Origin of the sequence: Streptomyces sp. NPDC002838, assembly GCF_040295365.1 — a bacterium.
Taxonomy (GTDB): Bacteria; Actinomycetota; Actinomycetes; order Streptomycetales; family Streptomycetaceae; genus Streptomyces.
On sequence record NZ_JBEOVF010000033.1, the window covers coordinates 23955 to 44988 of the forward strand.

The 21034-nt window shown below is 66.1% G+C and carries 14 protein-coding genes, 1 tRNA gene and 1 pseudogene; 4 read left to right on the forward strand and 12 right to left on the reverse strand.

Annotated elements, in window-relative coordinates:
* The first annotated feature begins 16 nt into the window (after positions 1 to 16).
* Positions 17 to 223, forward strand: coding sequence for a site-specific integrase (locus ABT063_RS33475; protein ID WP_351063618.1), 207 nt, complete (start codon positions 17 to 19; stop codon positions 221 to 223).
* A 167-nt stretch (positions 224 to 390) separates the two neighbouring features.
* On the opposite strand, the gene ABT063_RS33480 is transcribed toward ABT063_RS33475, so the two are convergent.
* The 8 genes from ABT063_RS33480 to ABT063_RS33515 all read right to left on the reverse strand — a co-directional run bounded on the left by ABT063_RS33480 (position 391) and on the right by ABT063_RS33515 (position 13373).
* Positions 391 to 1065 carry a nucleotidyl transferase AbiEii/AbiGii toxin family protein gene (locus ABT063_RS33480; RefSeq protein WP_351063620.1) on the reverse strand — a complete coding sequence of 225 codons (675 nt, stop codon included), beginning with the start codon at positions 1063 to 1065 and terminating at the stop codon, positions 391 to 393.
* Positions 1065 to 1385, reverse strand: a complete 321-nt coding sequence (locus ABT063_RS33485; protein ID WP_351063622.1) for a hypothetical protein — start codon at positions 1383 to 1385, stop codon at positions 1065 to 1067. Before ABT063_RS33485 ends, ABT063_RS33480 begins: the two co-directional genes overlap by 1 nt.
* Before the next feature lie 395 nt (positions 1386 to 1780).
* A tRNA-Arg gene (locus ABT063_RS33490) sits at positions 1781 to 1871 on the reverse strand.
* A gap of 873 nt (positions 1872 to 2744) precedes the next feature.
* Positions 2745 to 4145 carry a hypothetical protein gene (locus tag ABT063_RS33495; RefSeq protein ID WP_351063624.1) on the reverse strand — a complete coding sequence of 467 codons (1401 nt, stop codon included), beginning with the start codon at positions 4143 to 4145 and terminating at the stop codon, positions 2745 to 2747.
* A 379-nt stretch (positions 4146 to 4524) separates the two neighbouring features.
* Positions 4525 to 7467, reverse strand: a complete 2943-nt coding sequence (locus tag ABT063_RS33500; protein ID WP_351063626.1) for an RNaseH domain-containing protein — start codon at positions 7465 to 7467, stop codon at positions 4525 to 4527.
* Positions 7468 to 7499: 32 nt separating this feature from the next.
* The gene (locus tag ABT063_RS33505) at positions 7500 to 10817 is read right to left on the reverse strand and encodes a hypothetical protein (protein WP_351063628.1); all 3318 of its coding nucleotides are present in this window, start codon (positions 10815 to 10817) and stop codon (positions 7500 to 7502) included.
* Positions 10814 to 12085: a restriction endonuclease-related protein gene (locus tag ABT063_RS33510; RefSeq protein ID WP_351063630.1), complete on the reverse strand. Its 1272-nt coding sequence runs from the start codon at positions 12083 to 12085 to the stop codon at positions 10814 to 10816. Before ABT063_RS33510 ends, ABT063_RS33505 begins: the two co-directional genes overlap by 4 nt.
* Before the next feature lie 64 nt (positions 12086 to 12149).
* Positions 12150 to 13373, reverse strand: a complete 1224-nt coding sequence (locus tag ABT063_RS33515; protein WP_351063632.1) for a helix-turn-helix transcriptional regulator — start codon at positions 13371 to 13373, stop codon at positions 12150 to 12152.
* Positions 13374 to 14028: 655 nt separating this feature from the next.
* On the opposite strand from ABT063_RS33515, the pseudogene ABT063_RS52390 reads away from it, so the two are divergent.
* The 3 genes and pseudogenes from ABT063_RS52390 to ABT063_RS33530 form a co-directional block, all read left to right on the forward strand.
* Positions 14029 to 14695: pseudogene (locus ABT063_RS52390) on the forward strand (site-specific integrase); the annotation flags it as partial.
* Positions 14696 to 14873: 178 nt separating this feature from the next.
* Positions 14874 to 16172, forward strand: a complete 1299-nt coding sequence (locus ABT063_RS33525; protein ID WP_351063636.1) for an HNH endonuclease — start codon at positions 14874 to 14876, stop codon at positions 16170 to 16172.
* On the forward strand, positions 16169 to 17614 hold the full coding sequence (locus ABT063_RS33530) for an argonaute/piwi family protein (RefSeq protein WP_351063638.1): 1446 nt from the start codon (positions 16169 to 16171) through the stop codon (positions 17612 to 17614). Before ABT063_RS33525 ends, ABT063_RS33530 begins: the two co-directional genes overlap by 4 nt.
* A 120-nt stretch (positions 17615 to 17734) precedes the next feature.
* Here the strand turns inward: ABT063_RS33530 and ABT063_RS33535 are convergent, their stop codons facing one another.
* The 4 genes from ABT063_RS33535 to ABT063_RS33550 all read right to left on the reverse strand — a co-directional run bounded on the left by ABT063_RS33535 (position 17735) and on the right by ABT063_RS33550 (position 20941).
* Entirely contained in the window at positions 17735 to 18172 is a 438-nt protein-coding gene (locus ABT063_RS33535) for a hypothetical protein (protein WP_351063640.1), read from the reverse strand.
* 407 nt (positions 18173 to 18579) lie between these two features.
* On the reverse strand, positions 18580 to 18993 hold the full coding sequence (locus ABT063_RS33540; RefSeq protein ID WP_351063642.1) for a PIN domain-containing protein: 414 nt from the start codon (positions 18991 to 18993) through the stop codon (positions 18580 to 18582).
* Positions 18990 to 19253, reverse strand: a complete 264-nt coding sequence (locus tag ABT063_RS33545) for a CopG family transcriptional regulator (RefSeq protein WP_351063643.1) — start codon at positions 19251 to 19253, stop codon at positions 18990 to 18992. Before ABT063_RS33545 ends, ABT063_RS33540 begins: the two co-directional genes overlap by 4 nt.
* 143 nt (positions 19254 to 19396) lie before the next feature.
* Complete coding sequence (locus ABT063_RS33550) at positions 19397 to 20941, reverse strand: hypothetical protein (protein ID WP_351063644.1); 1545 nt, start codon at positions 20939 to 20941, stop codon at positions 19397 to 19399.
* Positions 20942 to 21034 lie beyond the last annotated feature (93 nt).

The window sequence follows — 21034 nt, forward strand, 5'->3', positions numbered from 1 at the left end:
CCTTCCATCCGACCTGGTGAACACCCCGCTCGCGGCGCGCCCGTACGACCTGCGTCACTCGGCTCTGTCCACCTGGCTCAATGCCGGTGTCGACCCCACTGAGGTCGCGGAACGGGCTGGCAACAGTGTGGAGGTCCTCATGGCCACGTACGCCAAGTGCTTGTACGGACGGGCTGTGATCGCCAACCAGCGCATCCAGGCATTGTTGGATGAATACGATTGATCGCCCTTTACCGCAGGGGACGGCGGCTGGTCGCTGTGCCGTGCCCCAGGACAGGGGCCAGCCTCTGCAACCGCCACGCGGTTGCGATCGTTCAGAAGAATTGGTGGTCGTGTTCTGTCGCACGGCTGCTGGCGGGACAATGAGACGGTCGCTGCTGCTTCGGCTCGCTACTCTGCGGGATCCTCGTCCTGCGGATGGATGAGTTGGCGTTGCCAGTCGGCGAATCGCTCGCGCAGGGACGCGGCTTCGGCGGCGGTGAGGCCGTAGGCGGCGAACTGCTTGTCCGTGTAGCGCTGGATGCGGGCGAGTGAGTCGGCGAACATCCGTGGGTCGAAGCCGTCGTCGTTCTGCCTGGCCAGTTCCATCAGGCGTTCGCGGGTGTATCCGGCCTTGAGGAGGCCGTCGACGTCGATGGCGTCGCGGACCTCGGCCCGGCCGTCGAGGGCGGTGGTCTTGCCGGCGGCGACGTCGTCGGGATGCAGGACCGGGCCGAGTTCGGAGGGCACGGGCGGGTGGTTGAGGAACTCGGCTACGAGTTCCACCTTGTTCTGGATGCCGCTGACGGGGTCGGTGACGTTCAGCCGCGTGTAGGTGTGCTCAGGGTTCTGGTGGGCCAGTTCCACGGTGAAGCCTGCGGCTTCGTAGGCGGCGATGACGCGTTCCGTGGCTGCTGGCATCTCCACGGTGGCCCGGTTGATCGGAGCGAAGAGGTCGACGTCGTCACTGACCCGGTTGACGATTTGGTGGGCCTGGACGGCGTAGCCGCCTGCCAGGGCGTAGCCGAAGTCGTCGGCGAGCGCGTCGAGCCCGATGCGGATCAGTCGGCGGTGCAGCTCGTCCACTACGCCGCGGCCGCCGCAGGTGCGAGCTCGAGGAAGCGGGCCTGCCAGGCCCTACGGGCCGGAGCGGGCAAGAACAGGTCCGCCCAGTGCCTGCGCACCAGATCGGCGTTCAGATGCGACCGCAGGTCGGCCGCGGTCTGGGCCTCGCGGATGACCCGCTCGTACATGAGGAGCAGGTCGGCTTCGTCGGCGAGGTCGTATTCGTAGTGTGGGCCCCAGTCGATGTGCCGGGGCAGGGTCACGGCGCCGGAGGTCGGCCCGACCAGCTCGTCGAGCGACTCCGGAAGCGCGTAGATCCTGGCTGCGGCGTACCTGCTCATACGCCCAGCATGCCGTAACCCGGTGCGTCGTGGTACCGATGCTCGCACCCGCTGCGGGACGATGGGCTGAGCACATGCGTGCCAGTCACTGGCCCGTGAAAGCCAAACGGCCCGTTTCTCCGTGTGTCTTCCGACCAACCTCGTCACAAACATGCAGGTCACAGTAGGTCTCTTCCGGCGATGGCGCTGCCTTGCGGCCCTCCGTCCCGCAAATAGCCCACGCAAGGCGAATTCATGGGATCGGACATTTGGGATTCCATTCGTGTGGCGCCACAAAGTCGCAGGTCGAGGGTTCACCGGACCGAGTGGTCATGGCCAAGTAGGCCGTGTGCGTTTTGGCATGCACAAGAAAGGCCCTGACCGGCGTTTCCACTGGTCAGGGCCTAAATTTCCGGTGCCCCCGGCAGGATTCGAACCTGCGCACACGGCTCCGGAGGCCGTCGGCTTCCCGTGTGTTTTCCCAGGTCAGCGGCTTACCTGACGGGCTGTCAGGCCCGCCGTCCCGCGCATGTCCCACAGAAATGAAATGCCCTATTTGGTCGGCTTGTATCGATCATTCCCTGCGGTGGTCGATCCATGCACCATGATGTAGATCACGACTTCCTCGGGTCAGCGTAGGGGTATACGGTGCGCCCTTCAATCGAACAGGGCGGCGGTCCGGAGTGCGCGGGGCGAGCGAAATGAGCCGGTTGCGCGCCCGGCTCGGTGGGGGCGCTCCCGTGCGGGGGAGGGGGTAAGCGATGGTCGGCGACCGTGCCGCACGGCTCCTCGCCGGGACGTGCTGGAGCGGGTGTTCATGCTGAGTTTCCGGCTTCCGGCAAAGGCTCGGCGGGAAGCCCCTCGCCGACGCTGTGCGTGGGCCGACGCCGCGGACCTGCCCCGCAGGGTAAGTGGCGTTGGCTGGAGGGCAGGACTCTGACGGCCTCGACGGCGAACATGCGCGTCGGGCGCCGGGCGGGTTGGGCGACGGCTGCAGACCGACAGGCGAGGGCCGGCTCAGGCCGACCAGTGCATACCAAGGCCAAGATGGCGCCGATCTCCCCTCGTCCGAATGTGCTCGGCGTAGGGGTTGCGATGCTCTGGAATCGAAGCCCTGCGGATGCGGACCGATGGTGAGTCGACTGGGTCCTGACGCGGTTGTCGCGGAGGCTCGGCCGCACCTTGTCGTGAAGGCAGACGGCTGTCGTGTGAAGTTGTGGTCTGGGGCTTGAACGTGGCCTTTCGACGGGCGGGCAGGTAGTGGCGGTGGACTTTCAATGATGCGCGGGATCGCCGGTTTGGCCAACCGGCGATCCCGCGCTATGTTGCGCTGCCGGAAACGGCGAACGCGAAAGAAGGAAGATCTCCAGGACTCTTGGTTCAGAGCTGACGCCGTTTGCGAATGGGCAGGATGCTCAGGGCCATGACGGTGCCGTCGTCGTGGAATGAGATCGGGCCGTTCCATTTCCCGGCTTCACGGGAGTTGAGCCGTTTGGAACGGAGTTCGTAGACCGCTTGCCGGTAGTCTTCCACATGGCCGTCTTTGATCAGTTCGTACAGTCCCGAGTCCGTTCCGGAGAATGCCTCGATGCGTGCGGTCCCCATGCGGAAGACGTTGTCCGTGCCGACGAACTTCGTCTCGCCGACCTCGATGTCCGCGTCGTCGACGCTCGATGTGGCGGCGAAGGCGGGCACGTCGTAGTGCTCTCGCCCTTGGCGTGCGGTGAGATACAGGGCCGTGTATTTTCCTCCGCCCGAGAAAGTGGTCAGGCCAGCGGCTGCGGTGCGAGCCAGGAGCTGACCGAACCAGGCGAGGTCGTCCTCGCCCACCTGGAAGCCGTCGACCGTCCGCGCCCGTCTGCCGTCGCGGGCCGGTATGCGAATGGCGTTGGGGTAGGGGATTCCGGGCTTGTCCTTTATCTCCTCGTCGGCGTTTTTTGGGGCGCCAGGTATACGGAGGGGAAGCAGAGCCTCGCCGGGGGATTGCAGCACATTGACCACGACCCCGCCCTGGCCCATGAGTTCGGTGGACAGCATCAGGCACGGCGTGGTGTTCCACGGTCCGATCTGCATGCCCTCGGTCAGTTCGGCTCCCTTGACGAGTTGCTGGATGGTGGTGCTGCGGGTTCGGCCGGTCCGCTTGCTCGGCTTCTGGTGGTTTCCCCGGCAGGCCACGAACGTGACTTTCGACGGTTCTCCGGGCTTCCATGCCTCGATGAGGTAGTCGGGCCGGGGCCGTGAGCCCTTGTTCCGTTGCGAGACGCTAAGGGGCCAGCCGGCTCGCAGCACCGTGTTCGTGTCCACGACCGACACGATGTGGTCGGGGTAGCGCTGCTGCACGAGGTGTTCTGCCACGGCGAGTCCGAAGCCGACGGCCAGCTCCCGGGCCTGCATGCCCTTGTACCAGCGCTCGGAAGTGCGGCCCTTGTCGGTGAGATCCATGGAACCGGCGCGGTTGCCGTCCAGCGCCTCGCAGAACTTCAGGCTCAGCCAGTGCTCCGCTAGCCCGCGCCCTATTCCCTGGCCTGCCAGCACGTAGCCTCGTGCCACGGTGTGCAGGACCTGCCACGGCGTCAGATCGATGGACCGGCCGTGCTCAGCCAGCGCGACGGGCCGCAGGTCGGGCTTCCTGCGCGCTGCTTCCTGGCCCTTCTCCCGGCGCTTTTTATCGATGGCCGCTGCCGCGGAGTCCACGTGCGCGGCCAGTTCTGTCGTCGAGTGGATGTGAACGCTCGTCGAGCGGCTGAGTGCGTTCAGGATCTGTCGCGCGGTTCTCGCCATGCATCCCCCACGGTCCGCGTGCTCTGGCTGGCCGGGAACGGTAGTTCGGAGCATTAGGGCGCATACAAGTGCGCATGGCGCGCCATGGAGCGCAACCGGCCACGCAGGATCCACATACGAGCAGGCCCCACGGAAGCTGTGCCGAACGTCCGATGATCCGCGCTCGTCGGCCGGACAGGGCCCGAGTGCCCTCCTGCCGGGGGATGTTCGAATAGACAATCCGGGCAGTCATGCCCCCGCCGATCACGAGGAGGCGGGTATGGACCTGAAAGAACATCACGCCTATACGCGGGGGCTGCCTGGCCTTGATCCAGACGCATAGGACATCTCCCGTTGAGACGCCTTACCCGACTGGATCAAGAAAACTGTCGTTTTGCGCCTACTCGTCGGTGGCCTCGTCTCCCTGTTCTTCTGGTGGCGCGGATCGCCGGTACTGCGGGTGGTCGAGGTCCAGTTGCTTCGCCGCGTGAAGCGGTACGGGGTAGCGGGAGCGGTCGGACCATGCGACGGTCTGGTGGCACAAACGCGCGGTTGCGCGTACGAGCATCGTCCGGTCGACTCCGCCAGCGACGCCGACTGGGTAGATCTCGGTCGCCGTCATGGCCCACCAGGGAGTCTTGAGCTCGTTCGTCTCGCGCTCCCCCTCCTCGCCGCCCCTGCCCGGGTCGGCGTCCCAGCGGGTGATCTTGCTGCCCAGATCGCCGCCCTTGGCCTGGTAGTTGCGCGGGACGTTGAAGAGGACCCAGAACGGGTTTCCGAAGTCCACATTGGCTCGGTGAAGCTTGGCCGACGTGAACTGGATCGCCTCCATCTCGACGTCGGGGTCGCTCTCGCGGGCGACGGGAACGTACTGGGGTACCTCATCCGCAGCGACGTTCATTCGGATGACGGCGGCCGGCCTCCTGCGCGGGGCGTTCTTCCCCTTGCCGTGGCCGGGGAGCCAGGTCCGCGGATCGGCGATGTCGTCTTCCTGGTAACTCTGGTTTTCATTGTGCAAACCCGTCCACATCCGCCGACAGGCGTGCCCATCGACCATGACGACGTAGCCCATGTCAGGTTCCAGCTCGTCGCGGACGAGGTCGGCGAGCGCGTCTTCGACGTGGGCTGCGGCCTCCGCCCAGCGCTCCTTGTCCGTCTGGCCCTTGCCGTCGACATGGAGTGCGTAGTCGCTGGCGTGGAAGGCAGTGATCGCTTGCCGGTAGGGCACCCACGCTCCGATGAGGGGAGTCCACGCCTTCATCGTCCAGGCGCCGTCCTCGTCCTCCGGCGGGAACAAGGCCGTGACGACGATGATGCGTTTGGTGTGCTTGCCGTCGGCCGTCTTGGCTTGCCTGCGGGCGTGGATACCGCAGTACACGAGGTCTGCGGCCTCACGTCCCTTCTTGTCCTTTGCGATGGCACGTGCGAGGCGCTGGTCAATGATGCCGAGCGAGCGGTACAGGTCGAGAAGCGACATGTAGCCGGAGTGGTCCTTCCCCGGTTTGGGAGGATTGATCTCCGTGCTGGGGTTTCCGAAGGACCCGGGCTTCATCCCCGTCGTGAACTGGCACACGAAGTCCTTCTTGGCCAGGAAGCGGCGGACTTGGAACTTCCCGTCGTACCGCTCCTTCCGCAGCAAGAACGCGGTTCGCTTCTCCTTCTCTTTCCGCTTGAGGGCCGGGATTTCGGTTTCACACCAGACACCGACCATGACCTGTGACTCGCTGCTGGCGAAGTCGTCTTCGAAGGCCTTGAACTCCACGGCGCGGTTGATCTCGTCGCCGTGGGACAGGAAGCGCTCCGCCTTGCGGAAGATCACGCTGATGGTGGGGGTGAGGAAGACTTCGTCGCCGTCTTCTGGGTCACCGATGGGCGTGCCGTCCGGGAAGGCGAGAGACAGTGCGTTGATCATCCGCAGGCGGGTCTTGTGGCGGTACCACAGGCATACGATCCGCAGCTGCTCGAACCCCTGCGCGTGCACGGACGCGGTGATCTCTTCGTGCGGCGGGAAGCCGATGGTGTGGAGGAGTTCACCGGCCTCGGTCCGCAGGGCTCGCTCTTGCGGGGTCATCTTCTGCTTGTCCGTGGGGCGTGGCTCGAAGGTCATCGGTTCCACGGCGAAGTCGACCCAGGTGGCCTTCTCGCCCAGCACCTTCGTGACGTGCTCGGCGAGCAGCCGCAGGTGAAGGGTGCCCGGTCCTGTGCCGACGGCGAAGTTGTCGTTCTTCGGCATGAGCGGGCGGATGGCCCCGGGGCCAGGGGTGATGAACGAGGGGAACTCGCCGTCAGCGGCGGCTTTCTCCACCACGGCCCGTTCCCGCGTGACCCGTGCGTTCAGTTCCTGCAGCAGGCTGACGTCCATCTTGTCGCGCGCGAGCAGCTCCAGGGCGCGCTGGTTGACTTCCCTGACGCTGCCGCTGCGCACCAGTTCGGTGTGGAGGATCGGAAGGCCGTCGCCGCCCTGGTAGATGTGCGTGGACTTGGCGAACATCATGTTGCTGTGGACGCGCGTTACGTGGGCTTCCAGGAAGATGACGGGGTCCACGACGTTGGGCTCGGTCTTCATGACCACCGAGAGCCGGGACATGGCGTACTGGGCCTCGGTGGCGGCGTTCACCGGGGTCCCGTCGCTGCGGACGTTGTATTTGCGTCCGAAGGGGTGATCCCAGGCGATGAGCCCTCCCCGGCTGTCCGGCAAATAGGTGACCTTCCGCTTGTTGGGGTTGGCCTTCCAGCCGATCGTGCGGCTCTTGTAGACATGCCTGCCTTCGGCGTCGAGCTTGGGGGAGCCGTCCTTCTCGTTGTCCGGGACCTGTTTGGTGATCGGGACCAGGTCGTAGATGGTGAACTGCTGCTCGGCGAGCTTCTTCGAGATCACCCAGGGCACGGCCACGTACATCCAGTCGGGGCACTTCGGCTGTTTTCCCTGCAGCGGTTTGAGGAACCGCGTCATCTCGAATTCCTGCTCGGGTGTGCCTGCGATGGCTTTGGCGAGTGGCGGCACGTCGAGGAGGATGGCCTGGTCTGTGGGCAGGCCCTGGCTGTAGCCGACCACGCACCGGAACACGTGGCGCAGCATGTCGTCGTCGATTTTTTCCAGCGAGACCAGGTAGCTGAGGTACCGGTCGAGGTGGACGTATCCGCCGGTCTTGAACTTCAGGTAGGTGATTGCGGTGGAGTACGGCAGGTTCTTCTGCTCGTCGTCTCCGTCACCTTTGAGTTTTTCCCATTCGTCGCGCACGCTTCGGGGGAAGTTGCGTACGTACACCTTCTGGCCCTGGACGAGTGCGGGGGTGCAGCGCAGGGTGAGGGTGCTCGGGAGGGAGACGGTGTTCTCGGCCAATGCTGTGATCTCTTTCAGGGAGAGGTGTCGGGCTATGAGGAGAGGGTGAGGTCGACGCCTGCGTAGGACAGGAAGGCGTTGACCGCTTCGCCGTACAGGTCGGCCATCTGCCGGCGTTCCTCCGGGAGCCAGCGGGAAGCCATGCGTTCGATGATGCTGGCCAGATCGGAGCTCCAGGTCTCGTCGTGGAAGGCGTAGTCCACGAAGTGGAGCTCCATGTTCGTTCCGCCGCGCCGTGCCCGGCCGGCGAGCTGGATTAGCGATACCAGCATTCCAGCGACCATTTGCTCCTGGAGGATGAGATCCATAGTCGACAGCTGCGGGGACGAGCGCAGGATCGTGGCCAGATGATCGCGTGCCGCGGCGCGAGCCGTCTTCAACGCTTCGGTGGGGTCTGCGCAGCCGTTGACGGGCAGCGAGTTGATGCCTGCCGCGTTGACGCTGCCGTACATCCAGGTGGGATCGTCGATGATCAGCGGGGGCCTTACACACAGATAGATGGAGTGGATGGCTGAGCGGAGATTGACGACGATGTTGAGCCCTCTGGCGATGTTAGCCAGGGGTGCGATCAGGATGTCGCCGAATTGGGGGAATTCCTCGACCTCTTCGACGGTGATGCGTCGGGCCAGTGACGGGTCGGGGAGGTAGCGGACGTTGCTGAGACGGTCTTCCTCCCGGACGAGGACACACACGCGGTGAGAGAGCCCTTTCGCCTTGGCCAGGCCGGTGGCAAGGTGGCCGCACTGTTCGTAGCTGTTAGCCGTGAGAATGACACGGGCCCGGGCGGGGTCCGACTTGGCCAGCCGGGCAAGTTTCCTCGACAGCTTTGTCTCGTACAGCCGTTCGCCGATTTCGCGCAGGGCTTCGGGCTTGTCGGAGGGGAACTGGCCGGCGATCGGAATGCGTTCTCCGGCTTTTCTGTGGCCGCTGCCGTAGGTGACGGCAGAGGATTCGACCAGGATGGAATCCTCCTGGGCGTCCGTCATCCACCACATCACGGGAGCGTGGACGTGTTCCTTGACTGCCTGCGGAAAGTAGGCCGTGGCGGAGAGTCCGAAGACAGGCCGTTCCACCCCGGCGGTGATGAGGGAGACCAGCCCTCCGAGTTCCGACACGTACGTGTGCGGGTCGCCCGCCATGTGCTGCGTGGACAGCTTGGCGTCCTTCTCCGGGTTCTTCATGCCGGTGACCCGGTATCCGTTGATCGGCCTGCCGATGGCTCCGTGAGGGAGCACGTCTGCGATGCCGCCGGAGCGCATGGAGTCGATGATGCGGTTGGCGGAGAGCAGGCCGGAGTGGCGCAGGGACTGGGCGGTGTCGCGCAGAACGGCCAGGGCCCCGTCCAGTTCGCCCATCAGGGTGCGGATGAGGAGGTGGTCGATGGCCCGGTTGCGCGCGCGGCCGTCGGTAACCATGGGGGCCAGCGCCTCGTGGAGCCTGAGCTTGAGCACGTCGCGCTGGTTGATGCCACGCGGTGACACGACGGACCGAAGGATGCCGCCGACCCGTTCCCATTCGGGGTCCAGAAGCATGGGAGGGGGAGCCAACTCGTCGTCATCGGCCACCTCGGGGCCCGGCACCAGGGCGTTGAGCCGGTCGACTGCTTCGCGGGGAAGGGGCTCTCCGTCGCCGACTTGGTACTCCGGAAACAGCAGGCTGATGAGCTCGCGATCCTTGGAGCGGGGCAGACGCCATCCCTCGTAGTCGTATTCGTGCCGCAGCCGGGGGACTCGGACGTCGTCGTGGTGGTTGAGCCGGAACGCCTTGGTGCACAGCCCGGTCAGCAGTGACTCGGCCATGAGCCTGACGTGGCTGACCGGCTCGATGAGCTGGTCTTCGAAGCGGAGGGGAAGATGCTTGGCCGCCGTGTCGAGGATCTGCGGTTCCGCGGTCCATGGCCGGCGGGAGTGCAAGTCGACGGTGGTGGCGCACCGGTCGACCGCGACGGCCTGGAAGGCGTCAATCTCGTCGATGATGACGAAGTCACTGGCCCGCAGGACGAATTCGCGGACGGTGACGGAGCGGACAGGGCGGCCGTCGATCTGGATGCCCACCCGCATGGACCCCTGGATGAAGTTGTGATGGTTGGTGACGATCACCGTGGCGTCGGCGGCCTGATAGGCGGGCGTGAACTTCCCGCAGGTGGGAATCCAGGGGCAGGCCAGGATCTCGCCGCCGCCGCGCAGACTCAGGCAGTTCTCCTGCCCGGGGCGGTAGATCCCGGCGGAGTCGAGCCAGTGACGCTGGGCGCACCCGTACGCGAGGTGGTCAACGTCACGGCGCCCTCGCTTGCCCCACTCCCCGGGGCTGTCGGGATCCTCTTTGACAAGGGACGCGTGCTTGAGGGCCCTCTCGTGCCGTGAGTACGGAGACATCAGCGGGGCGCACGTCGCCAGATGCTTGGTCTTCTCCGCCTTGTGCAGGATGTCGAGGTCGTGGCTGATGTCCCAGACGGAGGCGAGCGTGGCTTTGACGTCGGGGACGAGGAGGGTCACGCGGTAGTTGTTGAGGGCAGCCCAGGAGCCCATGAGGCGGACCAGGACGGACTTACCAGTGCCGGTGGGGGCGTGGAAGATCTGGGTTCGGCCGGCCAGGAGGTCCAGCACATCGACGGTGTCGGTGTCACGGGCCTTGACCCGGTCGAGCAGGCCCGTCAGCACCTGATGCAGCCAGGGGCCCGATTCGGTGTCCTCGTACTGGGCGTCCAGGATCTTGGCGATGTCCTTGAGTTCCTGGACGGGGACCGGGACCTTGCCGAGGCCGGGCCGGGTGGCAAGGATGGGAAGAGCTTCATGGCCCAGCGGCTGGGTAAAGGCGGGAAACCGGGGGATGGTGACGCGCCCGTGGACGATCTCGTTGCCCTCGTTGCGTTCACTGGTCTCGTACGTCTGGCCCGGCGCGGCGAAGTCGTGGGGTTTGCGCCGGCTGCTCGGGCGCCGGAAGGGCGCGAGAAGGCTCCTGACGTAGCCGAGGTAGTCCCCGCCCAGCAGGGGGTAGGCCGCGTCGGCGGTGAGAGGATCGCCGGCCAGGGTGAACAGTTGGAGGTCGGCCTCGTCTTCCTCCTCGTCGCCAGTTTCCAAAGCCCCCAGGAGGATCCGGGCTGCGGAGGCGAACCGCTTCTCGTCGGCGAGGTCGGGGTTGGCAAGCTTCATCACCTCGGCCACGAGTAGCCGTTCCTCGCTGTCCAGCTCGTTCCAACGATCCCATGCCTGCGGTTTGCAGGTGGCGAAAAATGCCGCATGGCGGAATGAAGCCAGAGGCTTGCCGTCGTCGTCCTGCTGCGGGAAGTAGTGGGCGGCCAGGGCCAGCGCGGCCCGGACGAACGCGTCCTTGACGGTCAGTTGGCTCATGCCCACCTCACCCCGGCGCTCTGGCAGACCCTCTTGGCGAAGTCGGTCATGGTCGCGACCTTCATTCCGTACTTGTCACAGGTCAGGGTCAGCAGGGGGATCTGGTCGGCCCGGTGGTCGGGAACGACGAGCCACTCCGCCCCGCCCTTGTCACCCTCGTTACGGTGCAGGCTCTCCGCCAGGACCCGGGCATGGGTGTAGTCCTTCACATCGACGGTGAAGACATGGGATCTCCCGTCAGGGCCCTTGACCTCGACGCGATGGTCATAGGCATCGCTCATCGGCCACAGCATGACGGCCTCGCCCACATCTGTCTGCGTGGCCGCCAGCCGCTCCCTCAGGACGCTGTGCAGACGCAGTTCATGCAGGCCGGGGACGCAGGTGTAGCGCCACACGCCGCGTTTGAGGGCCAGATGCCCCTCAACGGGTTTCGCCTCCGGTACGGCAACGCCGGTGCCGAGGAAGAGCGCTGCCTCGTGCGGAGCCGGAGCGTCGGGGCTGTCGGGATGCAGCACCGGTGCGTCGCCGGAAGTGGGCCAGAACATGAAACTGGCACCGGTATCCGCATGGCGGCCGTAGAGGCATGCCACGCGGTAGTACTCGCGGCCGGCGCTCATCCGCTTACTGATCTTCATCGGCCACTGGCACACCGTGCAGGGGAACCACCAGGTGCGATAGACGGCGTGGTAGGGGATCGCCTCGTAGTAGCGGATCGCGTTGAGGGGCAGACCACGCTTGTTCAGCTCCTCGATGGTCCCTGCGGGGCATTCCACCAGCGTGGTGCGGTCTTTCACGTACTGCTCGTCACCGCGGCCCTTGAGGATCTCGTACATCTGGTCCTGGTCGATCTCGTCCTGGAGCTGCTCCTCGGTGAACCTCATGCGGCCGATCCGCCGAAGCCGCTTCAAGATCCGGTGCAGCTGGGATGTCTCCCATTGCAGATCGAAGGCGTTGCCGGTGACACAGCCCTCGGCGTCGACGACGGGGAAGCTGAGGTCGTCGAACTGTGATCTGTCCAGCCACGGCGGGAGCAGGCCGTCCATGGGGCCGCGCAGTTTCCGGCGGAACTCGCTGAACGGCAACGGCACTCCGGGGCCGTACGCGGCGAGCAAGTCGCCGTGATACCGCATCAGTTTCTCGGCGCGCTCCCTGGGACTCAGGTCTGGCGCGGTGACTGCTTGGATGGCTTTGATGAAGGTGAAGTTGATCAGACGGAACGCCTCGAAATGAGAGAACGTCGGGCCGTCATCATCGGCGGTGGTCGTCACGGAGCCGACCGTAGAGCACGGGTCTGACAATGGGTCTGGGACGGCGTCGGACCGCGCGAAACGATCAATCCGGTGGAGGGGCTGACTCCGGGTACAAGTCCGCGTAGACGTGTAGGTATGTGGCCATGTGCTGCTGTCCGAGCCGGGTGGCGTGCCACCGGTATTCGAGGACATGCGTGTCGCCTGGCGCCATCCGGGGACGCAGCTCGATGAACCCTCTGCTGGGGTGCGCTTGGCGCTTCGGCCGGTAGCCGACGGCCAAGTAGAACAGGGACTTGCCCGTCAGTTCGCTCTCATGGAGACCCGCCGGGCCGGCAGCGGCGACACGCACCAGAATGGCCCACAGCCATTCGGACAGCAGATGAGCGGGCGTCGCTGGCTCCAAGGGCTCTCCCAGCCCTGCACGGGCGCAGGCGCGGCCCCGGCGCGTGATCTCCACCAGGGTACGGTCGACCTCGCCGACCCCGGGAACCTCCACACGATCCCTGGCTACTTTGATCAGTCCCAGTCGATCGAGGGAGCGGAGGGTAGCCCCTGCTCCTTGATCGTGAACACTGGCGCTCCGCAGCCGTTGCTGAAGGCGGGTGTGACCGACCACTTCGGCGGGTGCGTGGAGGGCGAACGGCAACTGGCGCCACTGCCTGGTCGGCGGGACCGTGACATTGTTCTGCCTGCGCATCCACATCTCAGCCTCGGTCATCCGGTCATCCCGCATGATCTCGCCGAGGTAGACCCGCTGCCGCTCATTCAAGTCCTCCCAGGTGCCGACTGCTGAAGCCCGTGGGCCCTTCCGTTCTCGTTCGGGCAGACTCGGGGGTTCATCAGCCGGCCGCGTACGCATCCAGGCGTCCATGACCATGCGGACCGGCACTTCGTACACGGCGGCGAGCTGCTGCACGAGCCGGCCGGTGTATTCGGTCTTCTTCCAATTCCAGCCGGACACCCGACGGTTCCGCTCCAGGCTGCGGATCTTGTGGGCGTCCACGAAGAGATCCTTCCCGGCGGGAGTGGCGCGCAGCCGGGTTGAGACCTGCTCAGCGGTGAGACCGGATGCATACCGGAGGTCGGCCAGTGTCTCGGTCCCGCTCGGCGTACCGGTGAGATCGGCGGTGGCGCAGCCCAGGGCATCGGCGAGACGCCGCACATTCCGGGCTTCCGGAACGTATCTGCCGTCCTCCCAGTACATGACCACGCGGTACGTGACTCCCAGGCGGTCAGCAAGCTCCTGCGGAGTCAGCCCAGCCTGCTCGCGCAGCGTCCGGATCTTTGTGTGCTCAACCGCCAGCAAACGCCTCGGCATACCGCCTAGAAAACCTCAGTGAAGTCTTCATGGCAACTCTTTTGCGCCGAGCGGCTCATGACGTCTTGCTGAATGTCCGAAGATCGCCTCTGTCAACCCGGCATGGTCGGAGTTCCCCCTTGCCGGGGAATGTTCGAATGGATAATCCGGGCAGCCATGCCCCGCCGATCAACAAGGAGGCGGGCATGGACCCGAACGAGCACGAAAACGGAGCTACACCGGACCCCGAACAGACGGCCGGACCAATCCCCCGCCCAGCCGCACAGCGATGGACACCCGTGCGGGCCATCCGCGCGGGCCTGGCCCAGGGCGCCAGCCCTATGTACGGGTCCCGGGGCCCGGTGCGCCTTCGCGACCGAGTACGCACTGGCCCGGACGGGCTGCGAAGACCCGGAACGAGGTCAGCGAGGCGCTGACAGCGATCACTCAGGCGATGTGCTGAGACATGCCGGGCCGGCCGAAGGAGCAGCTGCTGCGCTGTGCCCTGCGGCACTGGGCCTTTGTCGTGCCGGGGCCGGATCAGCGGGAGCTGCCGGCAGAGGACCGGCTGGTGCTGCAATGGGTGGTGAAGGCATCACGGCCGCTGGTCGACCTGCATGATCCGGTCCTGGCTCGCGACGTGTTGGAGTCGCTACGCCGCAAGCTGGACGGCGGTGAGGCGGCGGTGGAGACGATGCGTCGCAAGCGCAAGGTGTTCGTGCACGCGCTCCACTACGCCGTGGAGCGGGGTGAGTTGGGCAGTCAGCGCCGTCTCCTACGTGGGCGGTTACCGGCGGGCCCGTGGCCGTCGGGCTGGTCGGGTTCTTCGCCGGCCTGTACTACGCGGGGCTGCGGCCGGAGGAGGCGGTCGCGGTGGCGCTGCCGGACTGCCGCCTGCCCCGCACCGGTTGGGGGCGGTTGATCCTGCACCGCACTCGGCCGCAGGCGGGCAAAACGGTGGACCGACACCGGCCAGTTCCACGACGAGCGCGGGCTGAAGACCGTCCGCCGGGAGAGACACGGGTGGTGCCGCTGCCACCGCATCTGGTGGCCCTGTGGCTCGAGCACGTCGCCACAGCTACACCACCTACCACCGGGTCTGGCACGAGACCCGCGACCTCGCCCTGCCACCCGCGCTCACCAGCACCCCGCTCGCGAAGCGTCCGTACGACCTGCGGCACTCGGCGTTGTCCACGTGGCTGTGCACGGGCGCGGACCCGGCCGAGGTCGCCCAGCGGGCCGGCGACAGCGTCGAGGTCCTGCTGAGCCGGTACGCGAAGTGCCTGTACGACCGGCAGTCCATCAACAACCAGCGCATCGAGGGCTGCTGAGCGCCTACGACCAGCCGCCCGAGGAGGATCAGTGGCCTCTGGGCGGAATCGGCGATGACCCGGTCAAACATGGCTCCGCAGTGGCCGCGGGACAGCCAGACAGGCGGTGCTTCGGTTGTGCGAGGGAGGGCCTTTGTCAGAGGTCGTCCGTAGCATGTGGGTACCTGGAGGAGGTGTCGTGGCCGTACCTGTCGCGCAGCAACGCAAGTTGACCCAGCGGTCCGGCAATATCTGCGCCTTTCCCGAATGCGGCTTGCTGCTGACGGCTCAGGGGACGCCGGAGGACCCCGTTGTGGTGCTCGGCGAGATGGCCCACATCGTCGCGGAGAGCCCGAACGGTCCGCGGGGCGATTCGCCGCTGACGCCGGAGGAGCGCAATCGGTACGAGAATTTGATCTTGCTGTGCAATCAGCATCATCAGCTGATCGACTCCGAAGGTGCGCTTGCGAAGTACACGGTGGAGCGTCTGCACGCCATGAAAGAGACTCACGAACAGCGGATCGAGCGCAGGCTCGGCGGGCGTTCCAACGTGCCGTCGGAGTTGCCCCCGATGGTCAACGACACCGTGTACAGCAACGTGCTGCCGGTCACGCAGATGCCGCGTTACATCTACGGTGCCCCTTGCTCTGCCGGTCGGGAGAACGAGGTCCGGCCGGCCGCGGCGTCTGCCGGGACGATGACGCCTTTCATCCTGCGTGAGGGGCGGTTGTGGGCATTCCAGGACTTGCGTGACACCGGCAACCCGTTCGCTGACGTGGTGGCTGGCACGGAGACTGAGCGCTTCTCCACCAAGGAGTGGTGGACGGATCCCGACAGGCTGGGGTGGTACGTCGCGCTGCTGAACCGGTCGCTGAACAAGCTCACCGGGCGTCTCGGACTGCGGCTTGACCACGACCACCACCGCTATTACTTCGAACCGGAGGTGGCAGGCGTTGAACGGTCCGTGCCGTACCGGCCGTTGAATGCCAGCAGGGCGACCCGGAGTGTCGTATGGCAGCCCAAGAAGCGAGCGACCGGAGAGGCTCGCAACTACTGGCTTCACCGTGCTGTTTCGCTGCGCTTCTTCCTCATCGGTGACAACCAGTGGTGCCTGAGCGTCAGACCCGAGCTGCGTGTCACCTCCGACGGCTTCGAGTCCATACAGGCCAAGTACATCGGGCGGCAGGTGACCCGGAAGAAGTCCCGCCTGTTCAACCACGACCTCCTGGGCGAAGTCCAGTTCTGGCGGGACTTCCTCGGCAGGAGCACTCCGCGGATTTTCTTCCCCTTCGGTACCGACCGGCAGAATTTGATCGTCTCGACCTCGCTGAGCAGCGGGCAGGTGCGCTGGCCGGGCATTCCCGCCGAGCACGACATGCCCTTCAAGAACGTCGAGTACGTGGACGACCTCTTCACCTGGGCCGAGGCGGAGGGCCTGAGCGAGGACGACGATCCCGCCGGCGAAGACGACGAGGACGCGGAGGAAACACTGCGATGACGGCACGCCCTGCTCCACCGAGTGTCTCGCCCACCGGCTCGCCGTCCCTCATCGCCAGCACCTACTTTCCCGAACCGCTGCTGCAGTTCGCCGACGATGGCCTGCACATCGACCCCAAGGCCGGCATCGCACGTTACGGGCCGCGTTCCTGGACAGCATCGGGCCGCCACCCCACACGGCTGCGCGTGGGTCTGATCGGCACCGCAGAGCTCGTCGAGGCGGCCCGGACCTGGATGAGCAGTCGCGCCGAGGGCGTACGCGGAGACGTGAACAACCCGGAGTTCCCCGGGTGGATGCCCGACCGCGGGTTCTTCTCGTCGCTGGAGTTCGACGATGCGTGGAATGAGGAACTCGGGCAGACCGAGCTGCGGCAGGTGCTGGAGATCAAGTCGCAGAAGGACCGCTTCCACGCTGCCCTGACCCTGTTCGAGACCAAGTTCCGGCAGTTGGCAGAGCGTGACAGCGTCCCCGACTACGTCGTGATCGCGCTGTCCGACCAGATCGTGACGCGCTGCGGCACGGCCGACTACACCAGCAAAGAGACCGGCGCGGTCCATCGCGACCTGCGCCGCGCCCTCAAGGCAAGCGCCATGAAGTTCCGCATGCCGACGCAGATAGTCCGAGCGCCCACGCTCGACGGGCGCGACAGGACACCGCCCTCCCGCATCGCGTGGAACTTCTTCACCGCGATGTACTGCAAGGCGGGAGGCTATCCGTGGAGTCCGTACGGCCTCACGCCCGGGACCTGCTACGTCGGCATCGGCTTCTACCGGCCGCTGGGTAGCGCGGCTGCGACGATGCAGACCAGCCTCGTGCAGGCGTTTGACGAGCGAGGGGAAGGGCTGGTTCTCCGGGGACACGAATTCGAGTGGGATCCGAACAAGACCGGGAGCCGTTCGCCTCACCTGACGGCCGACGGCGCGCACCAGCTGATGGCCCTGGTACTCGACCGGTACGAGGCAGTCATGAAGCAGACCCCAGCTCGCGTCGTGGTCCACAAGACCTCGCGCTACTGGCCGGACGAACGCGACGGCTTCCGCGCGGCAATCGAGTCCCGCGTGCGGCGCTACGACCTGATGGCGCTCGAAGCGCAGAGCCGGGTTCGCCTCATCACCACCTCGAAGTATCCGCCGCTTCGCGGAACCCGCTTCAGCTTCGGGGAGTTGGACTACCTGTACACGACGGGTTACATATCCGCGCTCAACGAGTTCCACGGGATGCACGTTCCGGCGCCGCTCCAGGTTGCTGATCACGTCGGGCAGGACTCTTCGCGGGACGCCCTGTTGAGGGAAGTTCTCGCGCTCACCAAGCTCAACTGGAACTCGGCCGCATTGGGCGGACTCCTGCCGATCACGATCAAGTTCTCCGGGCTGGTTGGCGAGATCATGAGGGAAATCCCCGCCGACCGGGAGCCACTGCCTCAATTCAAGTTCTATATCTGAACGCACAGGCGTGGGCTTCGGGCAGCACGGGCACATTCAGAGGTCAGCCCATGCCACGACAGAGGTTCGTTCGGATCCCGATTCAGGCAAAGTCAGGGCCTCAGCGAGCCCTGTGCGCGGTCATGCCTGTGCCGGGGTGCCGATGTCGTCGAGGAGCCCGTCCGGAGCGTCGAGGGCGTTTCGCGCCTGCCCGGCGAAGGCTGAGAGCTTCTCCTTGAGTTCGGAGGCAGCCGTCGACACCGCTCGCGAGCGTTGGCCAAGCGCTGGATCGTCGTACGCGCGCTTGGCGTGGATCAAGGAATAAGACCTGGCGTTGTATGTGGCTGTGGTTGCAAGTTCCACGATGGCTTCGACCAGGTCTGCGATGCCGCGTGGTCCTTCGATCATGACGATGGGGCCGGTGGTGCGCACTGCCGGCAAGAGCGCGGATACCTCTTGCCACGCGGCGGCGAGTTCTTCCGGGGAGTGATCTCCCCGGACGGAGGCGTAAGCCATCGATGAAAGACGTCCCAGAGCTTCCTGGTGGGCAGTGATGGCTTCGAGGAATCTGCTGTACACCTCGCGTCGCCCCTGGCGCCGCCAGTGCGAGTGCTGACTGCGTCCCTGAGATCTTCCCGTCAGGGCGGCTGCTCCCAGGGTCCCGCCTGCTCCGAGGAGTCCTCCCACGGCTGTACCTAGCAGGGCAGCCACCCCAGCGTCCATTGCTGCACCTTCGCATCGTCGAGTTGAACGACATCGTTCCCCGGCTATGGTGCGTCACGCGGCGGATCCAGACGATTGCCATGCCCGACGCGAGCCGCCGAGTGCTGGAGGAGGCTGCTGCTTTCGGTGGGACTGTGGAGTCCAGCAGCAGTCAGGCCATCGAAGGGTTCCTGAGCGTCTATGGCCGCCCGGCTTGGATCAGTCGCGTCCGGGGCGAATTGGTGACTGCCGTGGCTCGTCGTGATTGAGGAGGGCGCTGTGTGTCAGACCTTGATCACAGTGGCCCGTCCGCCGCACAGCACGGTCAGGTCCTCGGGGTCCGAGGTGAGGATGGTGACGGGGCCGGGCGCGGCGAGGGCGGTGGCGCCGAGCATGGCGTCGATGGCGTACTTGTGGCCGTGCAGGCCGGCGTCGGCGAGGAGCGCGGCGGCGTGGCGGGCGATCGGCTCGGTGACCGGTTCGACGACCAGGCGGGACAGCGTCCACTCCAGGGCCGGCCGGTTGATTCGAGGGTGGACCACTTCGACGAGGGTGGCCGCACAGGTGATGACGCGCAGGTCGTCGGCGCGGGCGAGCGCTAGCCAGCCGGTGACCGTGCGGTCGCGCAGGACGGCCTTGGCCAGCCCTTCACTGTCCAGGACGAGCGTGCCGCCGGGGACGGCGGGGGAGGGGGTCACGCGGCGTCGGCTCCGTCCTGCGTTTGCTCCCGGTGCGCCTGGTGGAGCTGGTCGCGCAGGGCCTGGATCTCCTCGTCGGTCACGGGCCCGTGCTCGGCTTCGGCGACTTGGATGAGTTCGTTGAGGTTGTCGCGCTCGATCTGGCGGGCCACGGCGGCGGCGACGTAGGCGGACAGGCCGGAGGGGCCGCTGCGGGCCTTGGCGGCTTCGGCGATGTCGCGGGGCATGGTGATCGAGTACTTGCCGGTAGGCTCACTCATGCTACCTATCCTACCACTGATGCTCCCTATGGCTCCTTCTCGAACTCGAGCCGGCTGAAAGGGCCGGCCGGGAGCCGGTCTCCCGGTGAGGCTTCCCTGCGCGAGCCACCCATGATCCGGAGCCACAGCAGGTTCGCGGCCCACTACGAGAACCCGCGCCTCAGGGACTGCAGCGGATCCGACGAGGGAGCCAGCCGGGCTGTCGCCCAGGGATAGGCCGCCCATCCCTTATCGAGGACCGGGTTGCGGTCGCTCTCGTGTCCAGTGAGGCATTCGTTGAGCGCCCAAGTGGAGCGTTGGGGGTCGGCTGCGCGCCCCACGAGCAGAGAGCTGGGCGTGGTGTCGGTCAAGGTCACTAGGCGTTCGATCTCCTGGGCCCCGATGACCGTGGTCGGGATATCGGCGGCGGGCAGGTCGACGCGGGGCAGGTTGGCGTTGGCGATGGGAAACGGCTCAAGGGTGACGATCAGTGCTTGGCGCGGACGGTCGGTCGGAATTTCGGCGAATGCCGGATTGCGCTGGTCGATCTGGGTCGAGGTGGCGTTGACCTGGCGGTAGGCGCGGGCCAGTTTTCTGTCGGTCTCTGCTACTCCGCCTTCCAGGCCGAGCCGGGCGTTCTCGGTGGGCATCATCGACTTGACCTCCACAAGCAGCACCAGGTCATCGAAGATGACGGTCCAGTCGACGCTGTGCAGCTGGTTACGCTTGACCCGGTACGTGATCTCTCCGACGACGTCGGCATTCGGTATCAGGCGGAGCTGGCGGCCGACGTACTCTTCGAAGAGGTAACCGGTCTCTTCCAGAAAGACGGGTCCGAAGTGCTCAAGCCCCGTGTGGTAGATACCGGCCGGAGTCGCCTTGCGCCAGACCAGCTGAGGTGACGGGCACAGCAGACCGGGCCCGAAGCCGGTGACCGCCGGCCGCCCGATCAGCGGGCTGTACGTGAACCGCCGGAGCTGGGCCGTTTTGCCGCCGGCCACCCTCGCCAGGTTCTCCATGGTCTGCTTCTCGGTCGCCTTGACGGAAGCCACGTCGGTGGCGAAGTGCCGTTCGATGACGCGCAGGACCGTCTCCCGGCTGACTACCCGGTTGAACTTCTCGCCGTCGGGACTGTCGAAGATCGCGGGATCGAAACGCCCGGCGTTCAACAGCACGCACCCCCACAGCAGTTGCGCGGAACCGACGTAGTCGGGCAGCGGACAGCCGAACAACTCGGTGTCCCAGCCCGGGATCATGCAGCGGGGCTGCCGGTGCGCGGGAAACGGGGTTTGCAGGTACAGCGCCGCGGTACGGGCGAGACTGACGAATTCCGGGGCCTGCCAGGCAGCCTGCTCACCGCCCAGACGCATCATGAAGTCCCGCATGCGGACGTCAGGTTCGTCCGCGCCGTGCAGGGTCGGTTCCTTCAAGCTGGAGTACGCCGCCAGGATCTCCAGAAGATCACGCTCAGTGGCTTCGGACCGCTGGTACTCGGTGCCGTAGGCCAGGCTGACGCGGGCCGCGTCAGCCAGCGCCCACGGCGTGTACTTCAGTGAGGGGCTTTCCAGCCAGGACTGTGGCCGCTCAGGCGTGCTGTAGCGGGCCGCCGCTGCGGCGATCAGACGCAGCAGCGAGCTGGGACGATGCCGCCGGACGCGCTGGCGATACTCGTCCTCCGTCACCAGCCGGTCATACAGGTACGCAGCCATCCCGCCATGATCCTCGTCCTGGAGTGGTTGTTCGACAGATTTCTCCTGAGCCGGTCCTGAACGCCTCTACGGTGCGGACCGCGCGCGCCGGAT

Excerpts from the sequence above, each read along its gene's own strand:
- ABT063_RS33485 (WP_351063622.1), bottom strand. The coding sequence starts at position 1,385 with ATGAGCAGGTACGCCGCAGCCAGGATCTACGCGCTTCCGGAGTCGCTC.
- ABT063_RS33495 (WP_351063624.1), bottom strand. The coding sequence starts at position 4,145 with ATGGCGAGAACCGCGCGACAGATCCTGAACGCACTCAGCCGCTCGACG.
- ABT063_RS33505 (WP_351063628.1), bottom strand. The coding sequence starts at position 10,817 with ATGAGCCAACTGACCGTCAAGGACGCGTTCGTCCGGGCCGCGCTGGCC.
- ABT063_RS33530 (WP_351063638.1), top strand. The coding sequence starts at position 16,169 with ATGACGGCACGCCCTGCTCCACCGAGTGTCTCGCCCACCGGCTCGCCG.
- ABT063_RS33545 (WP_351063643.1), bottom strand. The coding sequence starts at position 19,253 with ATGAGTGAGCCTACCGGCAAGTACTCGATCACCATGCCCCGCGACATC.
- ABT063_RS33550 (WP_351063644.1), bottom strand. The coding sequence starts at position 20,941 with ATGGCTGCGTACCTGTATGACCGGCTGGTGACGGAGGACGAGTATCGC.